Source organism: Paracoccus isoporae, from assembly GCF_900101865.1.
Taxonomy (GTDB): domain Bacteria; phylum Pseudomonadota; class Alphaproteobacteria; order Rhodobacterales; family Rhodobacteraceae; genus Paracoccus; species Paracoccus isoporae.
The window spans coordinates 18,937-41,960 of the sequence record NZ_FNAH01000013.1 but is presented as its reverse complement, the minus strand read 5'-3'; the positions used below and the strand labels follow the sequence as shown (position 1 = coordinate 41,960).

The 23,024-nt window shown below is 65.4% G+C and carries 21 protein-coding genes and 1 tRNA gene; 13 read left to right on the top strand and 9 right to left on the bottom strand.

The window, feature by feature from the left end; genetic code table 11:
• The first annotated feature begins 401 nt into the window (after window positions 1-401).
• On the top strand, window positions 402-1,568 hold the full coding sequence (locus BLT73_RS15650) for a LysR family transcriptional regulator (protein ID WP_090525397.1): 1,167 nt from the start codon (window positions 402-404) through the stop codon (window positions 1,566-1,568).
• A 180-nt stretch (window positions 1,569-1,748) separates the two neighbouring features.
• Here the strand turns inward: BLT73_RS15650 and dctP are convergent, their stop codons facing one another.
• The 5 genes from dctP to BLT73_RS15625 form a co-directional block, all read right to left on the bottom strand.
• Window positions 1,749-2,837 (bottom strand): TRAP transporter substrate-binding protein DctP, encoded by a 1,089-nt coding sequence (gene dctP / locus BLT73_RS15645; protein WP_090525354.1) that lies wholly within the window; start codon window positions 2,835-2,837, stop codon window positions 1,749-1,751.
• Between the two features lie 23 nt (window positions 2,838-2,860).
• The gene (locus tag BLT73_RS15640) at window positions 2,861-4,159 is read right to left on the bottom strand and encodes a TRAP transporter large permease (RefSeq protein WP_090525395.1); all 1,299 of its coding nucleotides are present in this window, start codon (window positions 4,157-4,159) and stop codon (window positions 2,861-2,863) included.
• 98 nt (window positions 4,160-4,257) lie between these two features.
• Window positions 4,258-4,764: a TRAP transporter small permease subunit gene (locus BLT73_RS15635; protein WP_090525352.1), complete on the bottom strand. Its 507-nt coding sequence runs from the start codon at window positions 4,762-4,764 to the stop codon at window positions 4,258-4,260.
• Between the two features lie 301 nt (window positions 4,765-5,065).
• Window positions 5,066-5,139: transfer RNA gene (locus BLT73_RS15630), tRNA-Gly, on the bottom strand.
• A gap of 41 nt (window positions 5,140-5,180) precedes the next feature.
• A complete protein-coding gene (locus BLT73_RS15625) occupies window positions 5,181-5,603 on the bottom strand; it encodes a DUF1489 family protein (protein ID WP_090525394.1) in 423 nt (140 codons plus the stop codon).
• 50 nt (window positions 5,604-5,653) lie between these two features.
• Between BLT73_RS15625 and BLT73_RS15620 the strand changes: the two genes are divergently transcribed.
• From BLT73_RS15620 to BLT73_RS15600, 5 genes are all read left to right on the top strand, one after another.
• Complete coding sequence (locus BLT73_RS15620; protein WP_090525392.1) at window positions 5,654-6,820, top strand: AI-2E family transporter; 1,167 nt, start codon at window positions 5,654-5,656, stop codon at window positions 6,818-6,820.
• Between the two features lie 3 nt (window positions 6,821-6,823).
• Entirely contained in the window at window positions 6,824-7,507 is a 684-nt protein-coding gene (locus BLT73_RS15615) for a P-loop NTPase family protein (RefSeq protein ID WP_090525350.1), read from the top strand.
• Window positions 7,508-7,717: 210 nt separating this feature from the next.
• Window positions 7,718-9,883 carry an RNA degradosome polyphosphate kinase gene (locus BLT73_RS15610; RefSeq protein ID WP_090525348.1) on the top strand — a complete coding sequence of 722 codons (2,166 nt, stop codon included), beginning with the start codon at window positions 7,718-7,720 and terminating at the stop codon, window positions 9,881-9,883.
• Window positions 9,884-9,934: 51 nt separating this feature from the next.
• Window positions 9,935-11,461: a Ppx/GppA family phosphatase gene (locus tag BLT73_RS15605; RefSeq protein ID WP_090525346.1), complete on the top strand. Its 1,527-nt coding sequence runs from the start codon at window positions 9,935-9,937 to the stop codon at window positions 11,459-11,461.
• Window positions 11,462-11,676: 215 nt separating this feature from the next.
• The gene (locus BLT73_RS15600) at window positions 11,677-13,272 is read left to right on the top strand and encodes a solute:sodium symporter family transporter (RefSeq protein ID WP_090525344.1); all 1,596 of its coding nucleotides are present in this window, start codon (window positions 11,677-11,679) and stop codon (window positions 13,270-13,272) included.
• A gap of 127 nt (window positions 13,273-13,399) precedes the next feature.
• Here the strand turns inward: BLT73_RS15600 and groL are convergent, their stop codons facing one another.
• Together groL and groES are read right to left on the bottom strand one after the other, a co-directional pair.
• Complete coding sequence (gene groL, locus BLT73_RS15595) at window positions 13,400-15,052, bottom strand: chaperonin GroEL (protein ID WP_090525342.1); 1,653 nt, start codon at window positions 15,050-15,052, stop codon at window positions 13,400-13,402.
• A gap of 57 nt (window positions 15,053-15,109) precedes the next feature.
• A complete protein-coding gene (gene groES / locus BLT73_RS15590; protein WP_090525340.1) occupies window positions 15,110-15,397 on the bottom strand; it encodes a co-chaperone GroES in 288 nt (95 codons plus the stop codon).
• A 196-nt stretch (window positions 15,398-15,593) separates the two neighbouring features.
• Here groES and BLT73_RS15585 point away from each other — a divergent pair, with 196 nt between their 5' ends.
• The 7 genes from BLT73_RS15585 to BLT73_RS15555 all read left to right on the top strand — a co-directional run bounded on the left by BLT73_RS15585 (window position 15,594) and on the right by BLT73_RS15555 (window position 21,591).
• Window positions 15,594-16,598 (top strand): TraB/GumN family protein, encoded by a 1,005-nt coding sequence (locus BLT73_RS15585; RefSeq protein ID WP_245727368.1) that lies wholly within the window; start codon window positions 15,594-15,596, stop codon window positions 16,596-16,598.
• A 115-nt stretch (window positions 16,599-16,713) separates the two neighbouring features.
• The gene (locus BLT73_RS15580; protein WP_090525337.1) at window positions 16,714-17,631 is read left to right on the top strand and encodes a manganese-dependent inorganic pyrophosphatase; all 918 of its coding nucleotides are present in this window, start codon (window positions 16,714-16,716) and stop codon (window positions 17,629-17,631) included.
• A gap of 65 nt (window positions 17,632-17,696) precedes the next feature.
• Entirely contained in the window at window positions 17,697-18,563 is an 867-nt protein-coding gene (locus BLT73_RS15575) for a TIGR01459 family HAD-type hydrolase (protein ID WP_090525335.1), read from the top strand.
• A gap of 1 nt (window position 18,564) precedes the next feature.
• Complete coding sequence (locus BLT73_RS15570; protein ID WP_090525333.1) at window positions 18,565-19,089, top strand: gamma-glutamylcyclotransferase family protein; 525 nt, start codon at window positions 18,565-18,567, stop codon at window positions 19,087-19,089.
• A 92-nt stretch (window positions 19,090-19,181) separates the two neighbouring features.
• Window positions 19,182-20,111, top strand: a complete 930-nt coding sequence (locus BLT73_RS15565; protein WP_176805164.1) for a bifunctional riboflavin kinase/FAD synthetase — start codon at window positions 19,182-19,184, stop codon at window positions 20,109-20,111.
• Entirely contained in the window at window positions 20,111-20,551 is a 441-nt protein-coding gene (locus BLT73_RS15560; RefSeq protein ID WP_090525329.1) for a YcgN family cysteine cluster protein, read from the top strand. The genes BLT73_RS15565 and BLT73_RS15560 overlap by 1 nt, the downstream gene beginning before the upstream one ends.
• Window positions 20,548-21,591 (top strand): threonine aldolase family protein, encoded by a 1,044-nt coding sequence (locus BLT73_RS15555; protein WP_090525327.1) that lies wholly within the window; start codon window positions 20,548-20,550, stop codon window positions 21,589-21,591. The genes BLT73_RS15560 and BLT73_RS15555 overlap by 4 nt, the downstream gene beginning before the upstream one ends.
• On the opposite strand, the gene BLT73_RS15550 is transcribed toward BLT73_RS15555, so the two are convergent.
• On the bottom strand, window positions 21,588-22,358 hold the full coding sequence (locus tag BLT73_RS15550; RefSeq protein WP_090525325.1) for an alpha/beta fold hydrolase: 771 nt from the start codon (window positions 22,356-22,358) through the stop codon (window positions 21,588-21,590). The two genes, BLT73_RS15555 and BLT73_RS15550, sit on opposite strands and share 4 nt — an antisense overlap.
• Window positions 22,355-22,954: a 2-hydroxychromene-2-carboxylate isomerase gene (locus BLT73_RS15545; protein ID WP_090525323.1), complete on the bottom strand. Its 600-nt coding sequence runs from the start codon at window positions 22,952-22,954 to the stop codon at window positions 22,355-22,357. Before BLT73_RS15545 ends, BLT73_RS15550 begins: the two co-directional genes overlap by 4 nt.
• Window positions 22,955-23,024: the final 70 nt, after the last annotated feature.

Below are 23,024 nucleotides of genomic sequence, written 5' to 3'. Positions count from 1 at the left end.
AGCTAAGCCGCATCGGTCGACGCGATATTCCGCCGATAAAATTTCAATAAATTGTAAACTTGATAAGACTATTCGCGCGATCGCCGGGACGCAGGCCGCTCTTGCGAGTGGCACACGGTAACGCCACGGAAATGCCGCGCGGGCAGGGCGCGATGCGTCAATTTCGTCTGCGTTCGATCCGTGAAACCCATGTGATTGCATATTCCGCCGGCTGCGCCATCCTGCCCCCGGTTGCGGAGGGGAAACCCTGAAAGTTCACCGCACGAAGTAAACAGGCATTACAAATTACAGTTCATTAACTTACCTAAGCCGAATTAATTTCTATTTTTCCATAGGATAGCCTAAATACGCATAGCGCGGGAACGCAGTTGGCGCTAGTGTGGCGCGACTTGGAGGAATCGATGCAGCCGAGTATCAGGCATCTGAGAATGTTTCACACCCTGGCGATGACGCATTCTGTCACGCGCACCGCCGAGCTGTGTCACGTCTCCCAGCCGGCCGTCACCCAGGCGATGAACAAGCTGGAACGCGATGCCGGCCAACCCCTGTTCCGCCGCAGTTCCCAGGGGATCTTTCCGACCCCGGCGGGCGAAGCCATGTCGCGGCGCGCGGCACGGGCCCTGGCCTATCTGGATGCCGCCATGGCCGACATGGCCCGCGCGGTGCGATTCCAGGCCACGCGCCCGCAGCTTGCCGCGCTGATCGCGGTGACGGAATACGAGAATTTCACCCTGGCCGCGCGGCAGCTTGGCCTGGCCCAGCCGACCGTGCACCGCTCCGCCTCGATGCTGGAGCAATCGGCGGGGGTGCAGCTTTTTGAACGCACGGCGCACGGGCTGATCGCCACAAGGCTGGCGCGGCAACTGGCGCAGGCCGCGCGGCTGGCCTTTGCCGAGATGGACCAGGCCGAGGCAGAGCTGGCCGCGCTTGCCGGGCGCGAGGCGGGGCGGATCGTCATCGGCGCGCTGCCCCTGTCGCGCTCCAGCCTGTTGCCGGCGGCCATGCTGCGCTTCCGCGAGCTGCGTCCCGGCCTGCCCATCGAGGTGGTCGATGGCCGCTACGACGAATTGCTCAGCGCGCTGCGCCGGGGCGAGATCGACTTCCTGATCGGCGCGCTGCGCGATCCCGCGCCGGTGGGTGATGTCGAACAGGAACGGTTGCTGGACGACCAGGTGGCGCTCGTCGCGCGGCCCGGACATCCGGCCCTGTCGCTGCCCGAGCCGACGCTTGCCGATCTGGCGCAATATCCCTGGGTCGTCTCGCCGCCGGGCACGCCGATCCGCGCGGCGGTCGAAGACCTGCTGCCGGAGGAGCGCATCACCGGCGCCATCGTCACTTCTTCGCTGATCCTGATGCGCGAGACCTTGCGGAAATCCGATCACCTGGGCGCGCTGTCGCGGCTTCAGGCCCTTGCCGAGGCCGAAGCCGGCTCCATGGACATCCTGCCCCTCGATGTCCCGGAATCCTGCCGACCCATCGGGATCACCACCCGCTCGGGCTGGGAGCCTACCGCCGTTCAGCGTCAGTTCATCGACCTGCTCCGCGACGAGGCCGAGCGCCTGACCTGATCCGACATCGCGTCAAACTAGCCCCTTTCGCGACCGCATCAGTCCGGTGGCAGCGAGGCGGTCACCGCTTCACGACATGCAGAACGCCCGCAACATGCAGTTGCGGGCGTCGTCCTGTGTGTCAGCGCCGTGTCGGGGCCCGCTGGCGCGCGGCCGCGGGCCCCGATATGGCGACATATCTTACTGCGCGCATTCCTCGATCGCGGCCAGATCCGGCCCGGCCGGGGTGCGGCCCAGGTTGAACGGTGCTGACGCATCGCGCCATTTGCCGTAATCCTGGAGATAGGTCAGCATCGAGGCATAGACCTTGGCCGAGTTCGGATTTTCGCAGGCCACCTCGACAATGGTTTCATTGGCCATGTTCTGGATGTTTTCCAGCGTCGCGTCATCCAGCCGGGTGATCTCGATCCCGGCATCCTGGAAGGCCTGATAGGCTTCGGTCGCGCGTTTTTCAGTGTTGGCCAGCGACCACAGCATGGTGGCATCCGCCGCGATGCGCAGCATCTCCTGCGTCTCGGGGCTCAGCGCATCCCAGGCCGCCTGGTTGATCATCACCCCGAAGACCGAGGAGGACTGATGCCAGCCCGGCGTGGACCAGTATTGCGTCACCTGATCGAAACCGCCCGACAGATCCACGTTTGGTGTCGAGAACTCCGCCCCGTCGATCACGCCGCGTTCCAGCGACTGGTAGATCTCGCCGCCGGCCATGCTGACCTGGCTGCCGCCGAGTTTTTCCAGCAGCCGCCCCTGTTCCAGGCCCGACAGCCGCAGCCGCATGCCCTGAAGATCGTCGGTGGTGCGGATCGGCTTGTCCACGGTGCGGAAGCCGGATTCGTTGTTGGTCACGCCGTAGGGCAGGTAGACCATGCCGAACTGGCCGTAGATCTCGCTATACAGCTCGGCCCCGCCCCAGCCCTTGATCCAGTTGACGTAATCCACCGCGTTGAACAGGCTGGCCGTCGTGGCCAGCGGCGAAAACGCCGCGTCGCGCCCGGCCCAGTAGCCCGGCCAGTCCGCGCCGGCCTGGATGGTGCCCGATTCGACCGCGCCGAACACCTCGCCCGCCGGGACGAGCGCGCCGCCCTCGAAGAACTCGATGGTCAGATCCTCGTCCGGGATCATGGCATTGGCGAGCTCGACGAATTTGCGGTCGATCTCGATCAGCTCCAGCGATGACGGCCAGGTCGAGGTCATGGTCCAGTTCTCGGCCATGGCCGGGGCGGCCATCAGCGCCGCCGCGGCAACCCCCGCGAGATAGGTCGTTTTCATAGCTTACTCCTCCTTGTTATGGGTTAACCCTTGTAGAGCTGATCCGGCAGCCAGGTGATCAGACCGGGGAAATAGACGATCAACCCGCACATGATCAGCACCATGACGATGAATGGCAGCACGCCACGGATGATATCGCCGGTGGTGATGTCGGGCGGCGCGATGGCGCGCATGTAGAACAGCGCATAGCCGAAGGGCGGCGACAGGAAGCTGGTCTGCAGCACAACTGCCATCAGCACCACGAACCACAGCGGCTCGATCCCCATCTCCGACACGATCGGCAGGAAGATCGGAAAGCACAGCAGCACGATCCCGGTCCAGTCCAGGAACATCCCCAGCACGAACACCGTGGCCAGCATCACCACCAGCAGCGTGTTGGGATCCTCTGCCAGCCCGCGGATCAGCGATTGCGTCGCGCTCAGACCGCCGGTGATGTTGAACACGCCGGTGAAGGCGGTCGCGCCGACCACGATGAACAGGATCATCGCAGAGGTGCGGCCGGTTTCCAGGAACGCGCTGTAGAAATTGGCCAAGGTGAACCGGCCCCGGAAGATGACGATCAGCAGGGCCAGGGCCGCGCCGATCGCGGACGCCTCGGTCGCCGTTGCGATCCCGAACAGCATGGAACCGAGAATCCCCAGGATCAGCACCAGCGGCGGCACGGCCTCGACCGCCAGCATCCGCCACAGCGCGCCCCGGCTGATCTGCTCCTCCTCTGCCACTTTCGGGGCGAGGTCCGGGCGGATCAGCGCCACCGCGAAGACGTAGAGCCCATACATCAGCCCCAGCAACACGCCGGGCAGCATCGCCCCCGCAAACAGCTCGCCCACCGACAGGCCGGGCGCATAGGACGCCATCAGGATCAGCATGATCGAGGGCGGGATGAGGATGCCGAGACAGCCCGACGCCCCGATCAGCCCGGTGGTCAGCCGCTTGTCATAGCCGTATTGCAGCATCGGTTTCAGCGCCATCACGCCCATCACGGTGATCGAGGCGCCGATGATGCCTGTGGTCGCGGCCAGCAGGATCGAGATGAACACGACTGCCAGCCCCAGCCCGCCCGTGACCCGCGCCATCAGATGCCGCAGCGCCTCGAACATCTTGTCGGTGACGCCGCTATCCGACAGGAACCGCGCCATCAGCACGAAAAGCGGGATGGCGATCAGGGTGAAATTGTCCAGCACATCGCCGAAGATGCGGTTGATGGTGATCCCCAGCACCATCGGCTTGCCGGCAATGAACGCCCCCAGCACCGCCGTGCCGCCCAGCACAAAGGCCAGCGGATGGCCCATGAACAGGCCGAGCACCAGCAGCCCCGCCATGATGAGCGCGATCGCCTCTCCGCCGATGCCGGGGATGGCCATCCAGCCCAGCAGATTGTTCAGGACCGAGATCCCGCCATTCACGATCTCGTTCAGCATCAGGCGACCTCGTCTGCGTGGCGGCGATCCTCGTGACCGACGATCAGCTTCAGCATTTCGGCGATGCCCTGCAGGAACAGCAGGCAGGCGGCCACGCCCATGGCCAGTTTCAGCGGATAGACCGGCAGTTGCACCGCCCCGTAGGTCACCTCGCCCTGCGCCAGCGAGCGCAGACCGAACTGCCAGCTATACAGCATGAACACGAAGCTGAACGGCAGGAAAAAGATGAGATAGCCCAGGATCTCGGTCCAGCGGCGGGTTCTCGGCGCCATCACCGAGGTCAGCAGATCCACCTTGACATGGGCCTGATGGCGCAGCGCATAGCCGCCCAGCATGATGAAGTAGAAGCCGAAGATCATCTTGGTCAGATCGAAGGCCCAGGGCGTCGGCGCGCGCATGACGTAGCGCATGAACACATCGTAGATGATGATGGCGGCAAACACCCCCGACAGCAGGGACACCACCCTGCCCACCGCCTCGCTCAGCCCGTCGATTATGCGGATCATGCGCCCCCCTGCGAAATCTGGGCTGATAACATCGGCTGCGGCGCGGCCTGTCAACAGGGTTGATGGCTGGCGGAAAGCGCCCTCTTCAACCTGTCATCCCGTCGAATATGACGTTCCGTCAATGTGTTCGGCTGATTTGACGCAGCGGAAACCCGCCGTCTGGTCCGGACACCGCCCCGATCATGTTTGCGCAACCGGGCCGGCGCGCGGGTGGCCAGACTTCCGGCATCCCTGCCTTTGCGACAACTCCGCAAGCGTCTTTCAACCGTGAGGCCCGCGTCTGTCCGGATATGTTCTGGATTGGAGCGGGTGAAGGGAATCGAACCCTCGTCGTAAGCTTGGGAAGCTTCTGCTCTGCCATTGAGCTACACCCGCGTGGCGTTTGCGGTATCTCACGGGCCGGGCGGCGTCAAGTCTCAGCGCAGTCCCATTTCGGCAAGTTCGGCGGCCAGCCTTGCCGGGAGCGCGTCGTCATGGGCGCGGTCCTTGGGGAGGTCGGGCGGTGCGTCGCCGGGTTCGAGATAGCGCCAGCCCTGAAACGGGCGGCGGGGCACGGCGGCGACACGCACCAGGTCGCGTTCCAGCATCAGCGCGCAGCGCCGGATCCCGTCCGCACCGATGCGCTCCTCCAGCCCGATCAGGCGCTGCCGCGCCAGCATCGTGCCCTTGAACACCCAGTAGATGGAGCCGCCGGCCAGCAACGCGTCCTCGCGCTTCGGCCACATCCGGGTGACATGCTGCGCGGGCGCGTCGCCATAGCGGCGCTGCTGCCACGCCTCAAGCTCGTCCGGGCCTTCGGCACCGACGCAGAGTTTCATCAGATTGACGTGCTTGGCCATGTTCCCGATATAGAGGGCCGGCATGCAGGGGCAAGGGGCACATGAAGCAGATGTCAACTCGGTCGCAGGTGATCTGGTGGGGCGCGGCGATGGCGGCGCTGCTGTTGACGCTGTGGCTTCTGGGGCAGGCGATCCTGCCCTTCATCATCGGCGCGGGCGTGGCCTATCTGCTGGATCCGCTGGCCGACCGGCTGGAACGCGCCGGGCTGAGCCGCACCGCCTCGGTCGTGCTGATTACACTGGTGGCGGTCATGGCCTTCGTCGGATTCGTGCTGTTCCTCGCCCCGATGATCGTCCGGCAGGCCACCCAGTTGGTGAATGCCGCGCCCGGCATGATCGAGCAGTTCCAGGATTTCATGATCCAGCGTTTCCCCGGCCTGCTGCCGGAGGGCGGCACGATCCGTGCCGGGCTGAACAACCTGGCCGCCGCGATTGGCGAGCGGGGCGGAGAGATCATCGGTTCGGTTCTCGGCTCGGTGGCCGGGATGGTCAGCGTGATCGCATTGCTGGTGATCGTGCCGGTGGTGGCCTTCTACCTGCTGCTCGACTGGGACCGGCTGGTGGCGCATGTCGATGAGCTGCTGCCCCGCCAGCACGCGCCCACCATCCGAAGGCTGGCCCGCGAGATCGACCAGACCCTGTCGGGGTTCCTGCGCGGGCAGGGCACGGTGATCCTGATCCTCGGCGTTTTCTATTCCCTCGGGCTTATGCTGGTCGGGCTGCCTTACGGCATGGCGATCGGCATCGGTGCGGCGATGCTGTCCTTCATCCCCTATGTCGGGGTGCTGATTGGCGGGGCCACGGCGATCGGCGTGGCGCTGTTCCATTTCTGGGGCGAGCCGGTGTGGATCGGCGCGGTGATCGCCATCTTCGTCATCGGGCAGGTGGTCGAGGGGAACTATCTTCAGCCCAAGATCGTCGGCAATCATGTCGGGCTGCATCCGGTCTGGCTGCTTCTGGCGCTGTCCGTGTTCGGCTCGCTCTTCGGCTTTGTCGGGATGATGGTGGCCGTTCCGCTGGCCGCCGCGCTTGGCGTGCTGGTGCGCTTCATGACCGAGCAATACGTGGAAAGCCCCCTCTATACCGGTCGTCAGCGCGAGGCGGAGCAGCCTTTGCCGGTTCTGGTCGAACTCGTGCCGGACGGCACCCGCGACGCGCTGCGCCGCCGCGACGGGGACGAGACCGGGCCGCAGGCCGATCACGGAAAGATGCGCTGAGCCGTGGCCCGGCAACTGACGCTGGATCTGCCGCATGAGACGGCGCTCGGCCGGGATGATTTCCTGGTCACCGACGCCAACCGGACCGCGGTGGCGACGCTGGATGCGCCCGATCTGTGGCCGCAAGGACGGATGCTGCTGATCGGGCCGGAAGGGTCGGGCAAGACCCATCTGGCCGCGATCTGGGCGGCGGATCATGGCGCGGCGCATGTCGATGCCGCCGCGCTGACCGCTGATGAGGCCGATCCGCTGGCGCGGGCGGGCGGTGCCGTGATCGTCGAGGATGCGCATCGTGTCGCGGGCGTGCCGGCGGCCGAAGCGGCGCTGTTCCATCTGTGGAATCTCTGCGCCGCGCGGGGCTGCCGCTTGCTGCTGACGGCGCGGGGACCGGCGCGGGACTGGGCGCTGTCGCTGCCCGATCTGCAAAGCCGGATGGCCGCCCTGCCGCTGACCCGGATCGAGGCGCCGGACGAGGCGCTGCTGGCGGCGGTGCTGGTCAAGCTGTTCGCCGACCGGCAGATCAGCGCATCGTCGGGGCTGATCTCCTGGCTGGTGCCGCGCATGGACCGCGATCTCGGCCTGGCCCGGAGGCTCGTCGGCGCGTTGGACATGGCGGCGTTGGCGGCGGGAAAGGCCCCGACCCGGCAGATGGCGGCCGACATCCTGCATCGTCTTTCCGAAAACTGACCGGATTTCTGCGCAAACACTCAGAATTTGGCGCGCGCATGATTCCGTGCGACCCGAAAGCCGGGCGCGGGCATCGGTCGGGATGTGGTCTGCACAAGAAAAGTTGAATTTGAATACTGTTAACCCATTGAACAAATTAACGATAAGTGGAAAAATCGATGTCCTGCAACGGATGTTGTGAGTGACGTTTTAGCCCCGGACCAACCCGACATGACCAAAGCCGATTTCCTGAAGCACCCGGCGCCGCCGTCCTTCGAGGCGGAGGGCGGGGTGCCCACCGGCCCGGATCGCTATTTCAACCGCGAGCTGAGCTGGCTCAGCTTCAACTGGCGGGTGCTGGACGAATCGCGCAACGCCCGCGTGCCGCTGCTGGAACGGCTGCGCTTCCTGGCCATCTCGGCGGCCAATCTGGACGAGTTCTATACCGTCCGCGTCGCCGGGCTGCGCGAATTGCAGCGCGAGGGGAACACCAGCACCTCCCATGACGGGCGCACGCCGGGCGAGCAGCTTCACCTCATCAACGCAGATGCGCGGCGGCTGATGCGGGCCCAGCAAGCGGTGTGGAACGGGCTGCGGCAGGAGTTGGAGGCCGAAGGCATCGTGATCCTGTCGCGCGACCGGATCTCGCAGGCCGATGCCGAGTATCTTGGCGCGTATTTCCTGTCGCATGTGCTGCCGGTCCTGTCGCCGCTGGCGATCGATCCGGCGCATCCCTTTCCCTTCATCCCCAATTCGGGCTTTTCACTGGCGCTCGAACTGGCGCGGGAATCCGACGGGCGGCGCATGAAGGCGCTGCTGCCGATCCCCGCGCAGCTTGCCCGCTTCATCCGGCTGCCGGGCGGCACGCGCTTCCTGCGGCTGGAGGATCTGCTGCTGATGAACCTGCACAGCCTGTTCCCCGGCTACCGTGCCATCGGAGATTGCGCCTTCCGGGTGCTGCGTGACAGCGATCTGGAGGTCGAGGAAGAGGCCGAGGATCTGGTCCGCGAATTTGAGACCGCCCTGAAACGCCGCCGGCGCGGGACGGTCGTGCGGCTGAAGCTGACCGAGGGCGCGCCCGACTCCCTGCGCCGCATCATCATGGAGGAATTGCAGGTCCATCCCGACGAGGTGATCGAGGTGGCCGGGCTGATCGGCGTGGCCGATCTGAAGGAACTGGTGCTGGAAGAACGCCGTGATCTGCAATGGCCGTCCTTCACCCCGCGCGTGCCTGAACGCGTGCAGGATCATGGCGGCGACATGTTTGCCGCGATCCGCCAGAAGGACATGCTGCTGCATCACCCCTATGAGACATTCGACATGGTGGTGCGCTTCCTGACCCAGGCCGCCCGCGACCCCGATGTGCTGGCGATCAAGCAGACGCTCTATCGCACCAGCCGCGACAGCCCGATCGTGGAGGCTTTGTGCGAGGCGACCGAGGCGGGCAAATCCGTCACCGCGCTGATCGAGCTGAAGGCGCGTTTCGACGAGGCCGCCAATATCCGCCAGTCGCGGCGGCTGGAGCGGTCCGGCGCGCATGTCGTCTATGGGTTCATCAACTACAAGACCCACGCCAAGATCTCGACCGTCGTCCGGCGAGAGGGCGACGTGCTTGTCACCTATACCCATTACGGCACCGGGAATTACCATCCGATCACGGCGCGGATCTATACCGACCTGTCGCTGTTCACCTGCGACGCGGCGCTCGGGCGCGACGCGACCAAGGTGTTCAACTACCTCTCCGGCTATGTGCAGCCGGAAGGGCTGGAAAACCTGTCGATCTCTCCCATCCGGATGAAGGAGCGCCTGATCGAGATGATCGCCCATGAAGCGGAACTGGCGCGTCTAGGACGCCCGGCGGCGATCTGGGCCAAGATGAACTCGCTGGTGGAACCCGATGTGATCGACGCGCTTTATGCCGCCTCACAGGCCGGGGTGAAGGTGGATCTGGTCATTCGCGGCATTTGCGGATTGCGTCCGGGCATCAAGGGGTTGTCGGACAATATTCGCGTCAAATCCATCGTCGGCCGGTTCCTAGAACATTCGCGCATCGTCTGTTTCGGGGCCGGGCACGGGCTGCCGTCGCGCAAGGCGCGGGTGTTCATCAGCTCCGCCGACTGGATGGGCCGCAACCTCAACCGCCGGGTGGAAACGCTGGTGGAGTGCAAGAACGACACGGTGAAGGCACAGATCGTCAGCCAGATCATGGCCGCCAACATGGCCGACGAGGCGCAAAGCTGGATCCTGCAACCCGATGGCCGCTATCTGCGCCACCTGCCGGCCGGTCGGGATGATCTTTTTGATTGTCACCAGTTTTTCATGGAGAACCCCTCGCTGTCGGGTCGCGGACGCGCCGGTGCCGGCGATGTGGCCGCCTTGACCCAGAGCCCCGATTAAGGAAGAAGCGACTTGAACGAGCACCACGCGACCGAAATCAGGAGTGGTCTGATGAACGGAAAGGCGAAATACGACGATCCGTTCGAGGGGCTGTTCGAGGATGCCTCGGCCCGCGCCCTGTCCCGCGTGGGCGTGGTGGATGTCGGCTCGAACTCCATCCGCATGGTGATCTTCGACGGCGCGGCGCGCTCTCCGGCCTATTTCTACAACGAGAAGGTCATGGCGGGTCTGGGCAAGGACATGTCCTCCACCGGGCGGCTGAACCCCGAAGGCATCGAGCGCGCCCATGTCGCGCTTGATCGCTTCGCCGCCATCGCTGACGGGATGAAGGTGCGCCCGATGACCGTGGTGGCGACCGCCGCGGTGCGCGACGCCAAGGACGGGTCGGATTTCCGCAAGCGGGTCGAGAAGGACACCGGGCTGAAGCTGAACGTCATCGACGGCGAGGAGGAGGCGAGGCTGTCCGCGCAGGGCGTGCTGCTGGGATGGCCGGATGCGCAGGGTCTGGTCTGCGATATTGGCGGCAACTCCATGGAACTCGCAGTGCTGGACGGCAAGGCCAATGTCGGACGCCGCGCCACCTCGCAGCTCGGCCCGTTCCGGCTGCAGCAGGTGAAGGGCGGCGAGGACGGGCTGCGCAAGCATATCCGAAAGACCATGGAGGAGCTGGCCCAGAAGGTCGGCACGGATCACGACCGGATCTATCTGGTCGGCGGATCCTGGCGCGCGATCGCCCGGCTGGACATGGAGCGGACGGCCTATCCCATGACCGTGCTGCATGAATATGTGATGAGCCCGCAGGCGGTGGAACAGACCGTCGACTGGATCAACAAGAGCGATCTTCAGGCCCTGCGGTCTCGCGTCGGCGTCTCGAATTCACGCATGGAACTGGTGCCGCTCGCCAGCCTGGTGCTGCGCCAACTGGTCGAGACGTTCCAGCCCAAGGAACTGGCCGTGTCGTCCTATGGCATCCGCGAGGGGCTGCTTTACGAACATATGTCGTCCAGCCTGCGCGCCCGAGATCCGCTGCTGGAATCGGCCAAGTTCACGGAACGGCAGATGGCGCGGATGCCGGGTTTCGGCAAGAAGCTGTATCAGTTCCTGCTGCCGCTTTTCGAGGATGCGCCGCCGAAGCGGATCCGGCTGATCCGGGCGGCCTGCCTGCTGCATGACACCGCCTGGCGCACCCATCCCGATTACCGCGCCGATGCCTGTTTCGACAATGTGACCCGCGCCAATATGGCCGCGCTGTCGCATCCCGAGCGGGTGTTTCTCGGCGTGGCCCTGCTGCATCGCTACAAGAACTCGCGCTCCGGCTCGCCCATGGCGCCGCTGTTCGCGATGCTCTCGGATGACGAGTTGCTGGCCGCCGAGGTGTTGGGCAAGGCCATGCGGTTCGGGGCGATGTTCTCGGTCAAGGATCCGGGCGAGGCGGGCTCGCTGAGCCTGTCGCAGAAAAAGCAGACGCTGGAGCTGACCCTGACCAAGACCGGCCGCGCCCTGTTCGGTGAGGTCGCGGAATCGCGCTTCGAATCGCTTTGCAAGGCGATGGGCGTCGAGCCGGTCGTGAAAAGCTGAGCGCCGCCGCCGGGCCGCCCCACCTTTCTCGCCTTCAGATCTCGCGCGCGGATGCCGCGTCGCTGCAGCCGCAAGCGGGATGTGGCGGAAACGCGCCACTTTGCCATAGGCCGCGATGTTCGCGGTAACAGCCGATATGGACGCCGTCTCCGGCCCGACCTAGAGTTGTGCCAACAGGTTTCGAGTTAACGCCATTCGTTGCGGGAGGGGGTCCCATGGGCGCGTTCAATTTCATCATATTTCTCGGCTTCACGGCGCTTGTCGCCTGGCTGTCCTATAAATGGACACGCGGCACGGACGAGCATCACTCCGACGGGTATTTCCTCGGCGGGCGCTCGCTGACCGCGCCGGTCATCGCGGGCTCGCTGCTGCTCACAAACCTCTCGACCGAACAGATCGTCGGGCTGACCGGACAGGCCTATACCGAGGGCGTGCTGGTCATGGCCTGGGAGACGCTGGCGGCGATTTCCATCGTGGTTGCGGCGATCCTGTTGCTGCCGCGCTATCTGCGTTCGGGCGTGTCCACCATTCCGGGCTTCCTGCGCGAACGCTATGACGAGCAGACCAAGACCGCGACCTCGCTGCTGTTCCTTTCGGGCTACGTCATCGTGCTGCTGCCGATCGTGCTCTATTCCGGGGCATTGGCGCTCTCGACCATGTTCAACGTGCCCGAGGTGCTGGGCGTCAGCGACACCGCCGCCTTGTGGATCACGGTCTGGGCCATCGGCATTGTCGGCTCGATCTACGCGATTTTCGGCGGGTTGAAGGCAGTCGCCGTGTCCGACACGATCAACGCGGTCGGGCTGTTCCTGGGCGGGTTGCTGGTGCCGGTCTTTGGCCTGATGGCGATCGGCGGCGGCAGCATCTTCGAGGGGCTGCGCGTGCTCTGGGTCGAGAACCCGGAGAAATTCGAGGCCATCGGCGGTCAGGATGCCTCTGTGCCCTTCGCCACGATCTTCACCGGCATGATGCTGGTACAGTTGTTCTACTGGGGCACGAACCAGGCGATCATCCAGCGGGCGCTCGGTGCGAAGGATCTGCGCGAGGGGCAGAAGGGCCTCATCATCGCCGCCTTCCTGAAGATCCTCGGCCCGATCATCGTCGTTCTGCCCGGCATCATCGCCTGGCATCTGTTTCAGGGTGGCCTTGACGTGGCCGACGCCGCTTACCCGCGGCTGGTGACCGAGGTGCTGCCCTTCCCGCTGCGCGGCTTCTTCGCGGCAGTGCTGTTCGGCGCGATTCTCAGCTCGTTCAACTCGGCGCTGAACAGCTCGGTGACGCTGTTCGGGGTGGATATCTACAAGCAATATGTCAAGCCGGATGCGACGGATGGGCAGGTCGTGGGCGCAGGCAAGAAATTCGGCGTGGTGCTGGCCGCGGCCTCGATGACCATCGCGCCCTTCATCGCCAACGCGCCGCAGGGGCTGTTCGGCTACCTGCAAGAGGTCAACGGCTGCTATTCGATCCCGATCCTGACCATCATTCTGGTCGGCATCTTCACCAAGCATGTGCCGCCGATTGCCGCGAAAATCGGCCTGGCGTCGGGGGTGGGGCTGTATATCCTGAGCCAGTTCGTCCTAAAACCCTTCGTGTTCGGGGCCGAGAACTATCCGCACTACCTGCATGTCATGGCGATCCTGTTCGTGCTGAACGTGGTCATCATGCTGTGGATCGGCAAGACGCGCCCGATGCAGCCGGCCTATGTCGCGCGCGACAGCAACGCGGTGGACATGACGCCCTGGCCACTGGTCAAGCCAATGGGCGCGGTGATCGTGCTGATCGTGGTGTCGACCTATTTCATCTTTACCTGACGGCGAAGCACTGGCGGCCCCGGCCGCCGGTGCGCGAGCAGGACTTCTGCGACGCGGTTCTAGCAAATGAAAAAGGGCGCCCGAAGGCGCCCTTTTCCGTTCCAGTCAAAGTGACCGGGGCAGGGAATTACATCATCCCCATACCGCCCATGCCACCCATGCCGCCCATATCGGGCGCGCCGCCGCCGGCGCCTTTCGGCTCGGGCTTCTCGGCCACCATGGCTTCGGTGGTGATCAGCAGCCCGGCCACCGAGGCCGCGTCTTCCAGAGCGGTGCGGACGACCTTGGCCGGGTCGATGACGCCGAACTTGAACATGTCGCCATATTCTTCGGTCTGCGCGTTGAAGCCGAAGGCCTTGTCATCGGATTCGCGGATCTTGCCCGCCACGACAGCGCCGTCAACACCGGCGTTCTCGGCGATCTGACGCATCGGCGCTTCGAGCGCGCGGCGCACCAGCGAGATGCCGGCATCCTGATCGGAGTTGGCACCGGTCAGACCTTCGAGCGCCTTGGCACCCTGGACCAGAGCAACACCGCCGCCCACGACAACGCCTTCCTGAACCGCCGCACGGGTTGCGTTCAGCGCGTCATCGACGCGGTCCTTGCGCTCTTTCACTTCGATCTCGGTCATGCCGCCGACGCGGATCACGGCAACACCGCCGGCCAGCTTGGCCACGCGTTCCTGCAGTTTTTCCTTGTCGTAATCCGAGGTGGTTTCCTCGATCTGCTGACGGATCTGGGCAACGCGGGCTTCGATCTCGGGCTTGTCACCGGCGCCATCAACGATGGTGGTGTTGTCCTTGTTGATCGAGACCTTCTTCGCAGTGCCGAGCATGTCGATGGTGACATTCTCCAGCTTCATGCCCAGATCTTCGCTGATGACCTGACCGCCGGTCAGGATGGCGATGTCCTGCAGCATGGCCTTGCGGCGATCGCCGAAGCCCGGCGCTTTGACGGCCGCGATCTTCAGACCGCCGCGCAGCTTGTTGACGACCAGCGTGGCCAGAGCCTCGCCTTCCACGTCTTCGGCCACGATCAGCAGCGGCTTGCCCGACTGGATCACCGATTCCAGCAGCGGCACCATCGGCTGCAGCGAGGAGAGCTTCTTCTCGTGCAGCAGGATATAGGCGTCTTCCAGCTCGGCGACCATCTTGTCGGGGTTGGTCACGAAGTAGGGCGACAGATAGCCCCGGTCGAACTGCATGCCTTCGACGACTTCGACCTCGGTCTCCATGCCCTTGTTTTCTTCGACGGTGATCACGCCGTCATTGCCGACTTTCTGCATGGCGTCGGCGATCTGCTTGCCGATCGACTCCTCGCCATTGGCCGAGATCGTGCCGACCTGGGCGACTTCGGAGGAATCGTTGACCGGGCGCGAGGCGGATTTGATCGATTCGACCACTTTCGAGGTCGCCAGATCGATGCCGCGCTTCAGATCCATCGGGTTCATGCCGGCGGCAACCGCCTTCATGCCTTCCTTGACGATGGCCTGGGCCAGAACCGTCGCGGTGGTGGTGCCGTCGCCGGCCTCGTCATTGGTGCGCGACGCGACTTCGCGGACCATCTGCGCGCCCATGTTCTCGAACTTGTCGGACAGCTCGATTTCCTTGGCAACCGTCACACCGTCCTTGGTGATGCGCGGCGCGCCGAAGGATTTGTCGATGACGACGTTGCGGCCTTTCGGGCCCAGCGTGACTTTCACTGCGTCAGCGAGGATGTTCACGCCTTTCAGCATACGGTCGCGCGCGTCGGTGTTGAACTTGACGTCCTTACCAGCCATGTTTGTTCTCCTGGAAAATCTTTTGAATTGAAGCGTCTGTCAGAGATATCCCGGCGATCAGCCGATGATGCCCATGATGTCGCTTTCCTTCATGATCAGCAGCTCGTCGCCATCCAGCGTGACCTCGGTGCCCGACCATTTGCCGAACAGGACGCGGTCGCCAGCCTTGACGGAGGGCGCGATCAGCTCGCCCGAATCCTTGCGCGCGCCTTCGCCGACGGCGACGACTTCACCCTCGGCGGGTTTTTCCTTGGCGCTGTCGGGGATGATCAGACCGCCCTTGGTTTTTTCGTCGGATTCGACGCGCTTGACCAGGACTCGGTCGTGCAACGGTTTGAATGCCATGCTAACACTCCGGTGTTTCAGGTTGCAGTGTCTGTTGTTGGCACTCTGTTGGTGTGAGTGCCAATGCCGCTGATCTAGGCGGCGCTCACGCCCCTGTCAACGGTAAGCTCATGTAAAATCTTACCTCGCTCTGGCCATCGCGGCGGGGCTGTGAAACCGTGACGACAAAAACAGGGGGTGCGCCATGAAATCCGCGATGATCGCTTTTGTCCTGGCCCTGTCCGCCGCGGCCCTGCCGGCGGCGGCGCAATGCGTCGGACAGAATCTGATCGCGGCGCTGCCCGAGGCGCAGCGGGCCGAAATTGCGCAGCGCAGCGCAGCCATGCCCTATCATCGCGGCCTCTACTGGCGGGCGAGGAAGGGCGCGGCGCAGATCACCATGATCGGCACCTTCCATTTTGATGATCCCGGCCATGACGCCATTGTCGCGGCATTGACGCCCGTGATCGCGGAGGCAGAGACTTTGCTGGTCGAGATGGGTCCGGAGGAAGAGGCCCGGATGAAGGCGCGGATGGAGGCGGATCCGGGTCTGCTGGTCTCGCTCGACGGGCCGACCCTGCCCGAGCGGCTGTCACAGGAGGATTGGCAGGCGCTGTCCGAGGCGCTCGAGGCGCGCGGCGTGCCTGCGGTGATGGCGTCACGGATGCGGCCCTGGTATGCCGCGACGATCTTGTCACTGGCGCCCTGCATGATGCGCCAGATGGCGGAACCGGATGCGGAGGGCGGGCTCGACCGGCAGTTGATGGATGTGGCGCAACGAGAGAATGTCGCGCTGCGCGCCCTGGAGCCGTGGGATACCGTGCTGACCATCTTCGGCGGGCTGACACCGCAGGAGGAGATCGACCTGATCCGCTACTCGCTGCCCTCGGCCGCCCATGCCGATGACTACGCCGTGACGATGGCCGACGCCTATGCCGATCAGGATGTCTGGTCGGTCTGGGAGTTCGTGCGCCTCGACGCCTATCGCAACTCCGGGCTGACGCGGGCGGAAGTGGACGCGATGACGGCAGAGGCGCAGGACGTGCTGATGGACCGCCGCAACCGCAACTGGATCGCGCCGCTGACCGATGCTGCGCAAGATGCCGCCGCTGATGGACGCGCGGTCGTCGCCGCGTTCGGTGCGCTGCATCTGCCCGGCGAAAACGGCGTTCTGCGCCTGCTGGAGCGGGAGGGCTGGGCCATTGAACGGCTTCCGCTCTGACCGTCGGCGCACGCATCCCGCCACCGGCGAAAGCGCCGGGCGATGATGGACTTTGCGGGGCGCTCAGGTTAGGAGATCGGCAAATTCTCGAACCCTTTCCGCACAGGAGCCCGCGATGATCACCGTGCTTGCCCATAAATCGCCCGACACCGACGCCACCGGCTCGCCCATCATCTGGGCTTGGTACCTCAACGAGATCCGCAAGACCCCGGCGCGGGCGATCATCCAGGGCACCACCAACACCGAGGCCGCCTGGATGCTGACGCGGTGGGAGCAGGAGATGCCCAAGATCGTCACCGATCTGGGCGCGGGCGACCGGGTGGTGATCTGCGACACCAATAACCCGGCGGAACTGCCCGAGACGATCAACGAGGCCGAGATCATCGAGATCATCGACCACCACATGCTGTTCGGCGGTCTGAAGACCCGTGCACCGATCAACATCACCATCCGCCCGCTGGCCTGCACCGCGACGATCATGCACGATCTGATCGGCGAGGATATGGGCCAGGCCCCCGATTGGGTGAAGGGCGTCATGCTGACCTGCATCCTGTCCGACACGCTGGAATTCCGCAGCCCGACCACCACCGATCACGACCGCGCCGTGGCAGAGAAGCTGGCCGGTGAGCTGGGGATCACTATCGGCGACTACGCCAATGAGATGTTCGAGGCGAAATCCGACGTCTCTGCCTATTCCGACGAAGACCTGCTGCGCATGGACAGCAAGGAATTCGATCTGGACGACACCAAGCTGCGGGTCTCGGTGCTGGAAACCACCGCGCCGCAAGTCCTGCTGGACCGCAAGGACGCGCTGATCGCCGCCATGCCCGGCGTGGCGAGCGCCGACAAGGTGGACGAGGTGCTGCTGTTCATCGTCGATATCCTGAAGGAAGAGGCCACGCTGCTGGTGCCTAATGACCACGTCAAGCGGATCGCCGAAGCTTCCTTCGAGACCACGGTCAGCGGTGACACGGTGGTGCTGCCCGGCGTGATGTCGCGCAAGAAGCAGATCATTCCGGTTCTGAAGTTCTGATCCCGGTTGCCTCGGCCCGGGGGCGCCGCCTCCGGCCGCAGCCAAATTCCAAGCAGGATGACAAGATGACCCGCATCATCGGTGCGCTCGACGAGATCGGCGCGAATTACGACGTTCTGTTCTGCGACCTCTGGGGCTGCGTGCATAACGGCATCGAGGCCTACCCGGCTGCCGTGGCGGCGCTGCAGCGGTTCCGCCGGGGGGGCGGGCAGGTGTGCCTGATGACCAATGCACCGCGCCCGGCCCCGCAGGTCGAATCCAGCTTCGACCGGCTGGGCATCCCGGCAGACGCCTATGACACCATCGTCACCTCCGGCGATGCGGCACAGGACGCGCTGTTCGCCGGTGCGGTCGGGCGGCGGGTCTGGCATCTCGGACCGGCCAAGGATGACGCGTTTTTCGATCCCCCGCCGGAATGGGCCGATGCCGACCCGATCGCGCGGGTGGAGCTGGAAGATGCCGAAGGCATCGTCTGCACCGGCCCGTTCAACGAGGACGAGGAGGCGCCCGAGGATTACCGCGCCTCGCTGATGATCGCCCGCGAGATGGGGCTGAAGCTGCTCTGCGCCAACCCCGATATCGTCGTCGATCTGGGCGAGCGGCGGATCTATTGCGCCGGGGCGATAGCCGAGTTCTATCAGCAGCTCGGCGGCGAATCGCTTTATTTCGGCAAGCCGCATCCGCCCATTTACGACCTCGCCCGCCGGCGGCTGTCGCTGAAGCCGGATGCGCGCGTGCTGGTTATCGGGGACGGGATCAAGACCGATATTGCCGGCGCGCAGGGCGAGGGGCTGGATTCCATCTTCATTACCGGCGGTCTGGCCGCGGAACATATGGGCGCGGATGTCGAGAACCCGGATCACCGGCTGCTGACCGACTGGCTGTCGCCGCAGATGTTGCAACCCAGCTACGCCATGGGGCGGCTGCGCTGAGTTGGCGCTGTATTTCGCCTATGGCTCGAACATGCTCGAGCCCCGGCTGCGCGCCCGCTGCCCCTCCGCCCGGCTGATCGGGGCGGCCAGTTGCGCCGGCCATGACATTGCCTTCGACAAGATCGGGCTGGACGGGTCCGGCAAGGCCACCTTGATGGGCTGGGCGGGGGGCACGGTGCGTGGCGGGCTCTATCAGCTTGACGCACGGGATATCGAGGCGCTCGATCTCTTCGAGGGGGTGGGGCTGGGTTACGACCGGATCGAACTTGAGGTGACGCAGGGCCCAAGGGTGCATCTGGCCTTCACATATCAGGCCGGCCCGCGATTCCGCCAGCCCGGCCTGCCGGTGTTCGACTGGTATCTGGACCTGGTACTGGCCGGCGCGCGGCAACTCGCGCTGCCGGATGCCTGGATCGCACGGTTGGCCGCAATTGAAGCCGAGCCAGACCCGCTGCCCGACCGCGACCGCCGGGCCGAGGCGCTTGCGCTGCTCTCCGCGATCCCCGCCGCCTGGCGCCGGGGCTGACGCTTGCAACCGCCTGTCTGCTGCGCGATATGCAGGAAACGCGGCATCGCCGTGGGATTTACCGTGCCGGGCCCGACCCGGAAGGGGGCGAGTTGCACATCCATCACCACTGGACCGGATTGCCGGAGGCGGCGCGCGGCAGCACCGTGGCGATGGGCAATTTCGACGGCGTGCACCGGGGACATCGCGCGGTCATCGATGCAGCGCGGGCGGCGGCGGATGCGCCGCTTGGCGTCATCACCTTCGAGCCGCATCCGCGCGAATATTTCGCCCCCGATGCGCCGCCATTCCGGCTGATGAACGCCGAATCCCGCGCCAACCGGCTGCGCCGCATCGGTGTCGATCATCTCTATGAACTGCCCTTCGCCGACGAGCTGGCGGGGCTGACGCCCGAGGCTTTCGCGCGAGAGGTGCTGGCGGACGGGCTCGGCGTGGCGCATGTCACGGTCGGGCAGGATTTCCGCTTCGGCAAGGGCCGCGCGGGCGATGCGGCGACGCTTGCGGATCTGGGCCGGACGCTTGGTTTCGGCGTCACCGTTGCGCCGCTGATCGGCGAGGACGGCGAGGAGTTCTCCTCCACCGCCATCCGCCAGGCGCTGAGCGACGGCCGGCCCGACGATGCAGAACGGATGCTGGGTCACTGGCACCGGATCGAGGGCGAGGTGCTGCACGGAGAGAAGCGCGGCCGGACGCTTGGCTATCCGACGGCGAACATGTCGCTGGAGGGGCTGCATCTGCCCCGGCTCGGCGTCTATGCGGTGATGGTCGATGTGCTCGGCGGGCCGCATCGCGGTCGCTGGCCGGGTGTGGCGAGCCTCGGCGTGCGCCCCATGTTCGGGCAGAACCAGCCCAACCTGGAAACCTATCTATTTGATTTTGAAGGCGATCTGTATGGCGAGCATCTGTCGGTCGCGCTTGTCGACTACCTGCGCCCCGAGATGAAGTTTGACGGGCTCGACGCGCTCATCGCCCAGATGGACCGCGACGCGGCCGCCGCCCGAACCATCCTGGCGGCGCTGTGATGCGCGCGCGCTTCTGGGAACTGCCCCTGTCCGAGCTGGACCCGAAGGAATGGGAGGCGCTGTGCGATGGCTGCGGAAAATGCTGCCTGAACAAGCTGGAATTCGAGGACACCGACGAACTTGCCTTCACCCGCGTCGCCTGCCGCCTGCTGGACGGTCAGACCTGCCGCTGCGCGCATTACGAGACCCGGCATCAATATGTGCCGGAATGCGTGTCGCTGACACCGGCGAAAATCGCCGCGATCAGCTATTGGCTGCCTGCGACCTGCGCCTATCGGCTACGGCACGAGAAAAAGCCGCTCTTTGACTGGCATTACCTCATCAGCGGCGACCGCGATTCGGTGCATCGGGCCGGGGTCTCGGTGCGGGGCTGGACCGTGTCCGAGGCCGCGGTGCCGGAAGAGGACTGGGAAGACCATATCATCGAGGATCTGTCATGAATTTCGCATCCGACAACTGCGCCGGGGCGCATCCCGCGGTGATGGAGGCGCTTGCGGCGGCGAATGCCGGCAATGTCGCGTCCTACGGCAATGACGGGCTGAGCCTGGCCGCGCGCGACCGCATCCGCGAGGTTCTGGACGCGCCTGAGGCGGAGATCCTGTTCGTCGCCACCGGCACAGCAGCCAACGCCATCTCGCTCGGCGGGATCTCTGCGCCCTGGCAGCGCATCTTCTGCCATGAGGATGCGCATATCGAGACCTCGGAATGCGGCGCACCGGAGCTGTTCACCGGCGGGGCGAAGCTGACGCTGATTGGCGGCGAGGGCGGGCTGATCGACGCGGATGCCCTGGATCACGCGGCCAGTTTCTGGGCGGGCGAGGGGATTGGCGGCGGCCAGCCCGGCGCCATCTCGATCACCAACACCACCGAATGGGGCCGGGTCTGGCAGCCCGAGACCGTCGCCGAGATTGCAGCCATCGCCAAACAGCACAAGCTGGCCCTGCACATGGACGGGGCGCGGTTCGCCAATGCGGTGATCGGCAGCGGCGCCGATCCCTCCGCCATCACCCACCGCGCCGGGGTCGATGTGCTGTCCTTCGGCGGCACCAAGAACGGCGCCATCGGGGCCGAGGCGATCGTGGCCTTCGACCCCGACCTGGCCGACCGCATGGCCTATCTGCGCAAGCGCGGCGGCCATCTTCTGTCCAAGCATCGCTATCTTTCGGCACAGTTCTACGCGCTGCTGGATGACGGGCTGTGGCTGGAACTGGCGCGCAATGCGAACCAGATGGCCGCGATGCTGGCCGATGGGCTGGGCCAGGTTGAGGGCGCGCGCCTGGCGCAGCCGGTCGAATCGAGCCAGGTTTTTGCGGTGCTGCCCGTGGATGCCGATGACCGCGCCCGCGCGGCGGGGGCGGTTTATAACAAATGGGCCTCGCTGGGGGAGGATGCCGAGGACGCGCTGACCGTGCGCTTCGTGTGCAGCTGGAACACGACACCTGACGAGGTCGAGGCGCTGATCGCGGCGCTGCGCGGCTAGGCGCGTTCCAGATTCATCCGGGTCAGATCGGCGAATTGGCTTGGATGGGTCAGCGGCAGCATATGCCCGGCCCCCGGCACCGTCGCGCGTCCCACATCGGGCAGCCGCGCGGACAGCGCATCGGCGATCTCGTGCACGATCGGCGGCGATTCCGCACCCGAGATCAGCATCACCGGCGCGTCGACCGATTCCAGCCCGCCCTCGCGCAGGATCTGGGCGCGGTCAGCCATCAGCGCGGCATTGGTGTCCAGCACCATCGCCATCTGCATCCGCAGCCGCTCGGCCCGCGGCCCGTCGGTCGGGATCTCGCCCGGCGCGCCCCAGTCACCCAGAAAGCGGCGCAGCATTCCGTCCCAGTCCCCCGCCGCCTCGAACGGCGCCAGCCGCTCCTGCACTGCCTCGCGCGATGGCGTCGGGGCGGCGGCGAACAGCACCGGCTCGACCAGGGTCAGCGACCGGACCGCCTCCGGCACGCCGACGGCAATGCGCAGCGCCACCGTCGCGCCGAAGCTGTGGCCGATCAGATCGACCGGCCGTTCGATCATGCGCGCCGCGTGACGGGTGACGAATGTATGCAGATCGACCCCGTCCTCGGGCAGCCAGGCGGGGCTGCGGCCATGGCCCGGAAAATCGAACGCATAGAGATCCACCGCGCCATCCAGATGCTCCGCCAGCGGGCCGAACAGCGCGCTGCTGCCCATCATGCAGTGCAGCCCGATCGCCGGGCGGTCCGGGTCGCCCGGATATTGGCGCGCGTAAAGCGTCATCCGGCGGCCAGGTGCTCGGCCAGGAAATCCAGCCTGTCCTGGCCCCAGAATGTCTGCCCGCTGTCCCGCACCACGTAGAACGGCGCCCCGAACACCCCCGCCGCGACGGCGTCCTCCAGGTTGCGCCCGTATTGTTCGGCGCCTGCGAACAGCCCCTTGTCCGCGATGGCCGGATCGAACCCCGCAGCGGTCAGGATCTCGCGGATCACCGCGTCGTCGGAAATGTCGCGGTCTTCGGCCCAGACGGCGCGCAGGAATCCCTGCACCAGCCCGCCCGTGTCGCCGGATCCGTCCTGCTGCGCGGCGATGATCGCGTAGGAGGACGGCGCCATGTTCACCGGGAAATGCGCGGGCTGCAGCGTCATCTCCACCCCGAGCCGGTCGCGCCACCGCGCCAGCTCCTGCATGCGGTAATCCTTGCGGCTCTGATGGCGCTCGCCCGGCGTCTGACCGCCGGTGCGCGGAAACAGCTGCATCAGGTCGAGCGGCTTGTAGGTGATCGTCGCACCATGCTCCTGCGCAATGCGCTCCAGCCGGTCGCCAGCGAGGTAACACCACGGGCTGATCGTGCCGAGATAATAGTCGATATGTGCCATTTGCCCTCCTTGCCGAAAGGTTGAGGTTTGCGGGAAGGCTAGCGCGGTGATAAGCCCGCTGCAATCGCCC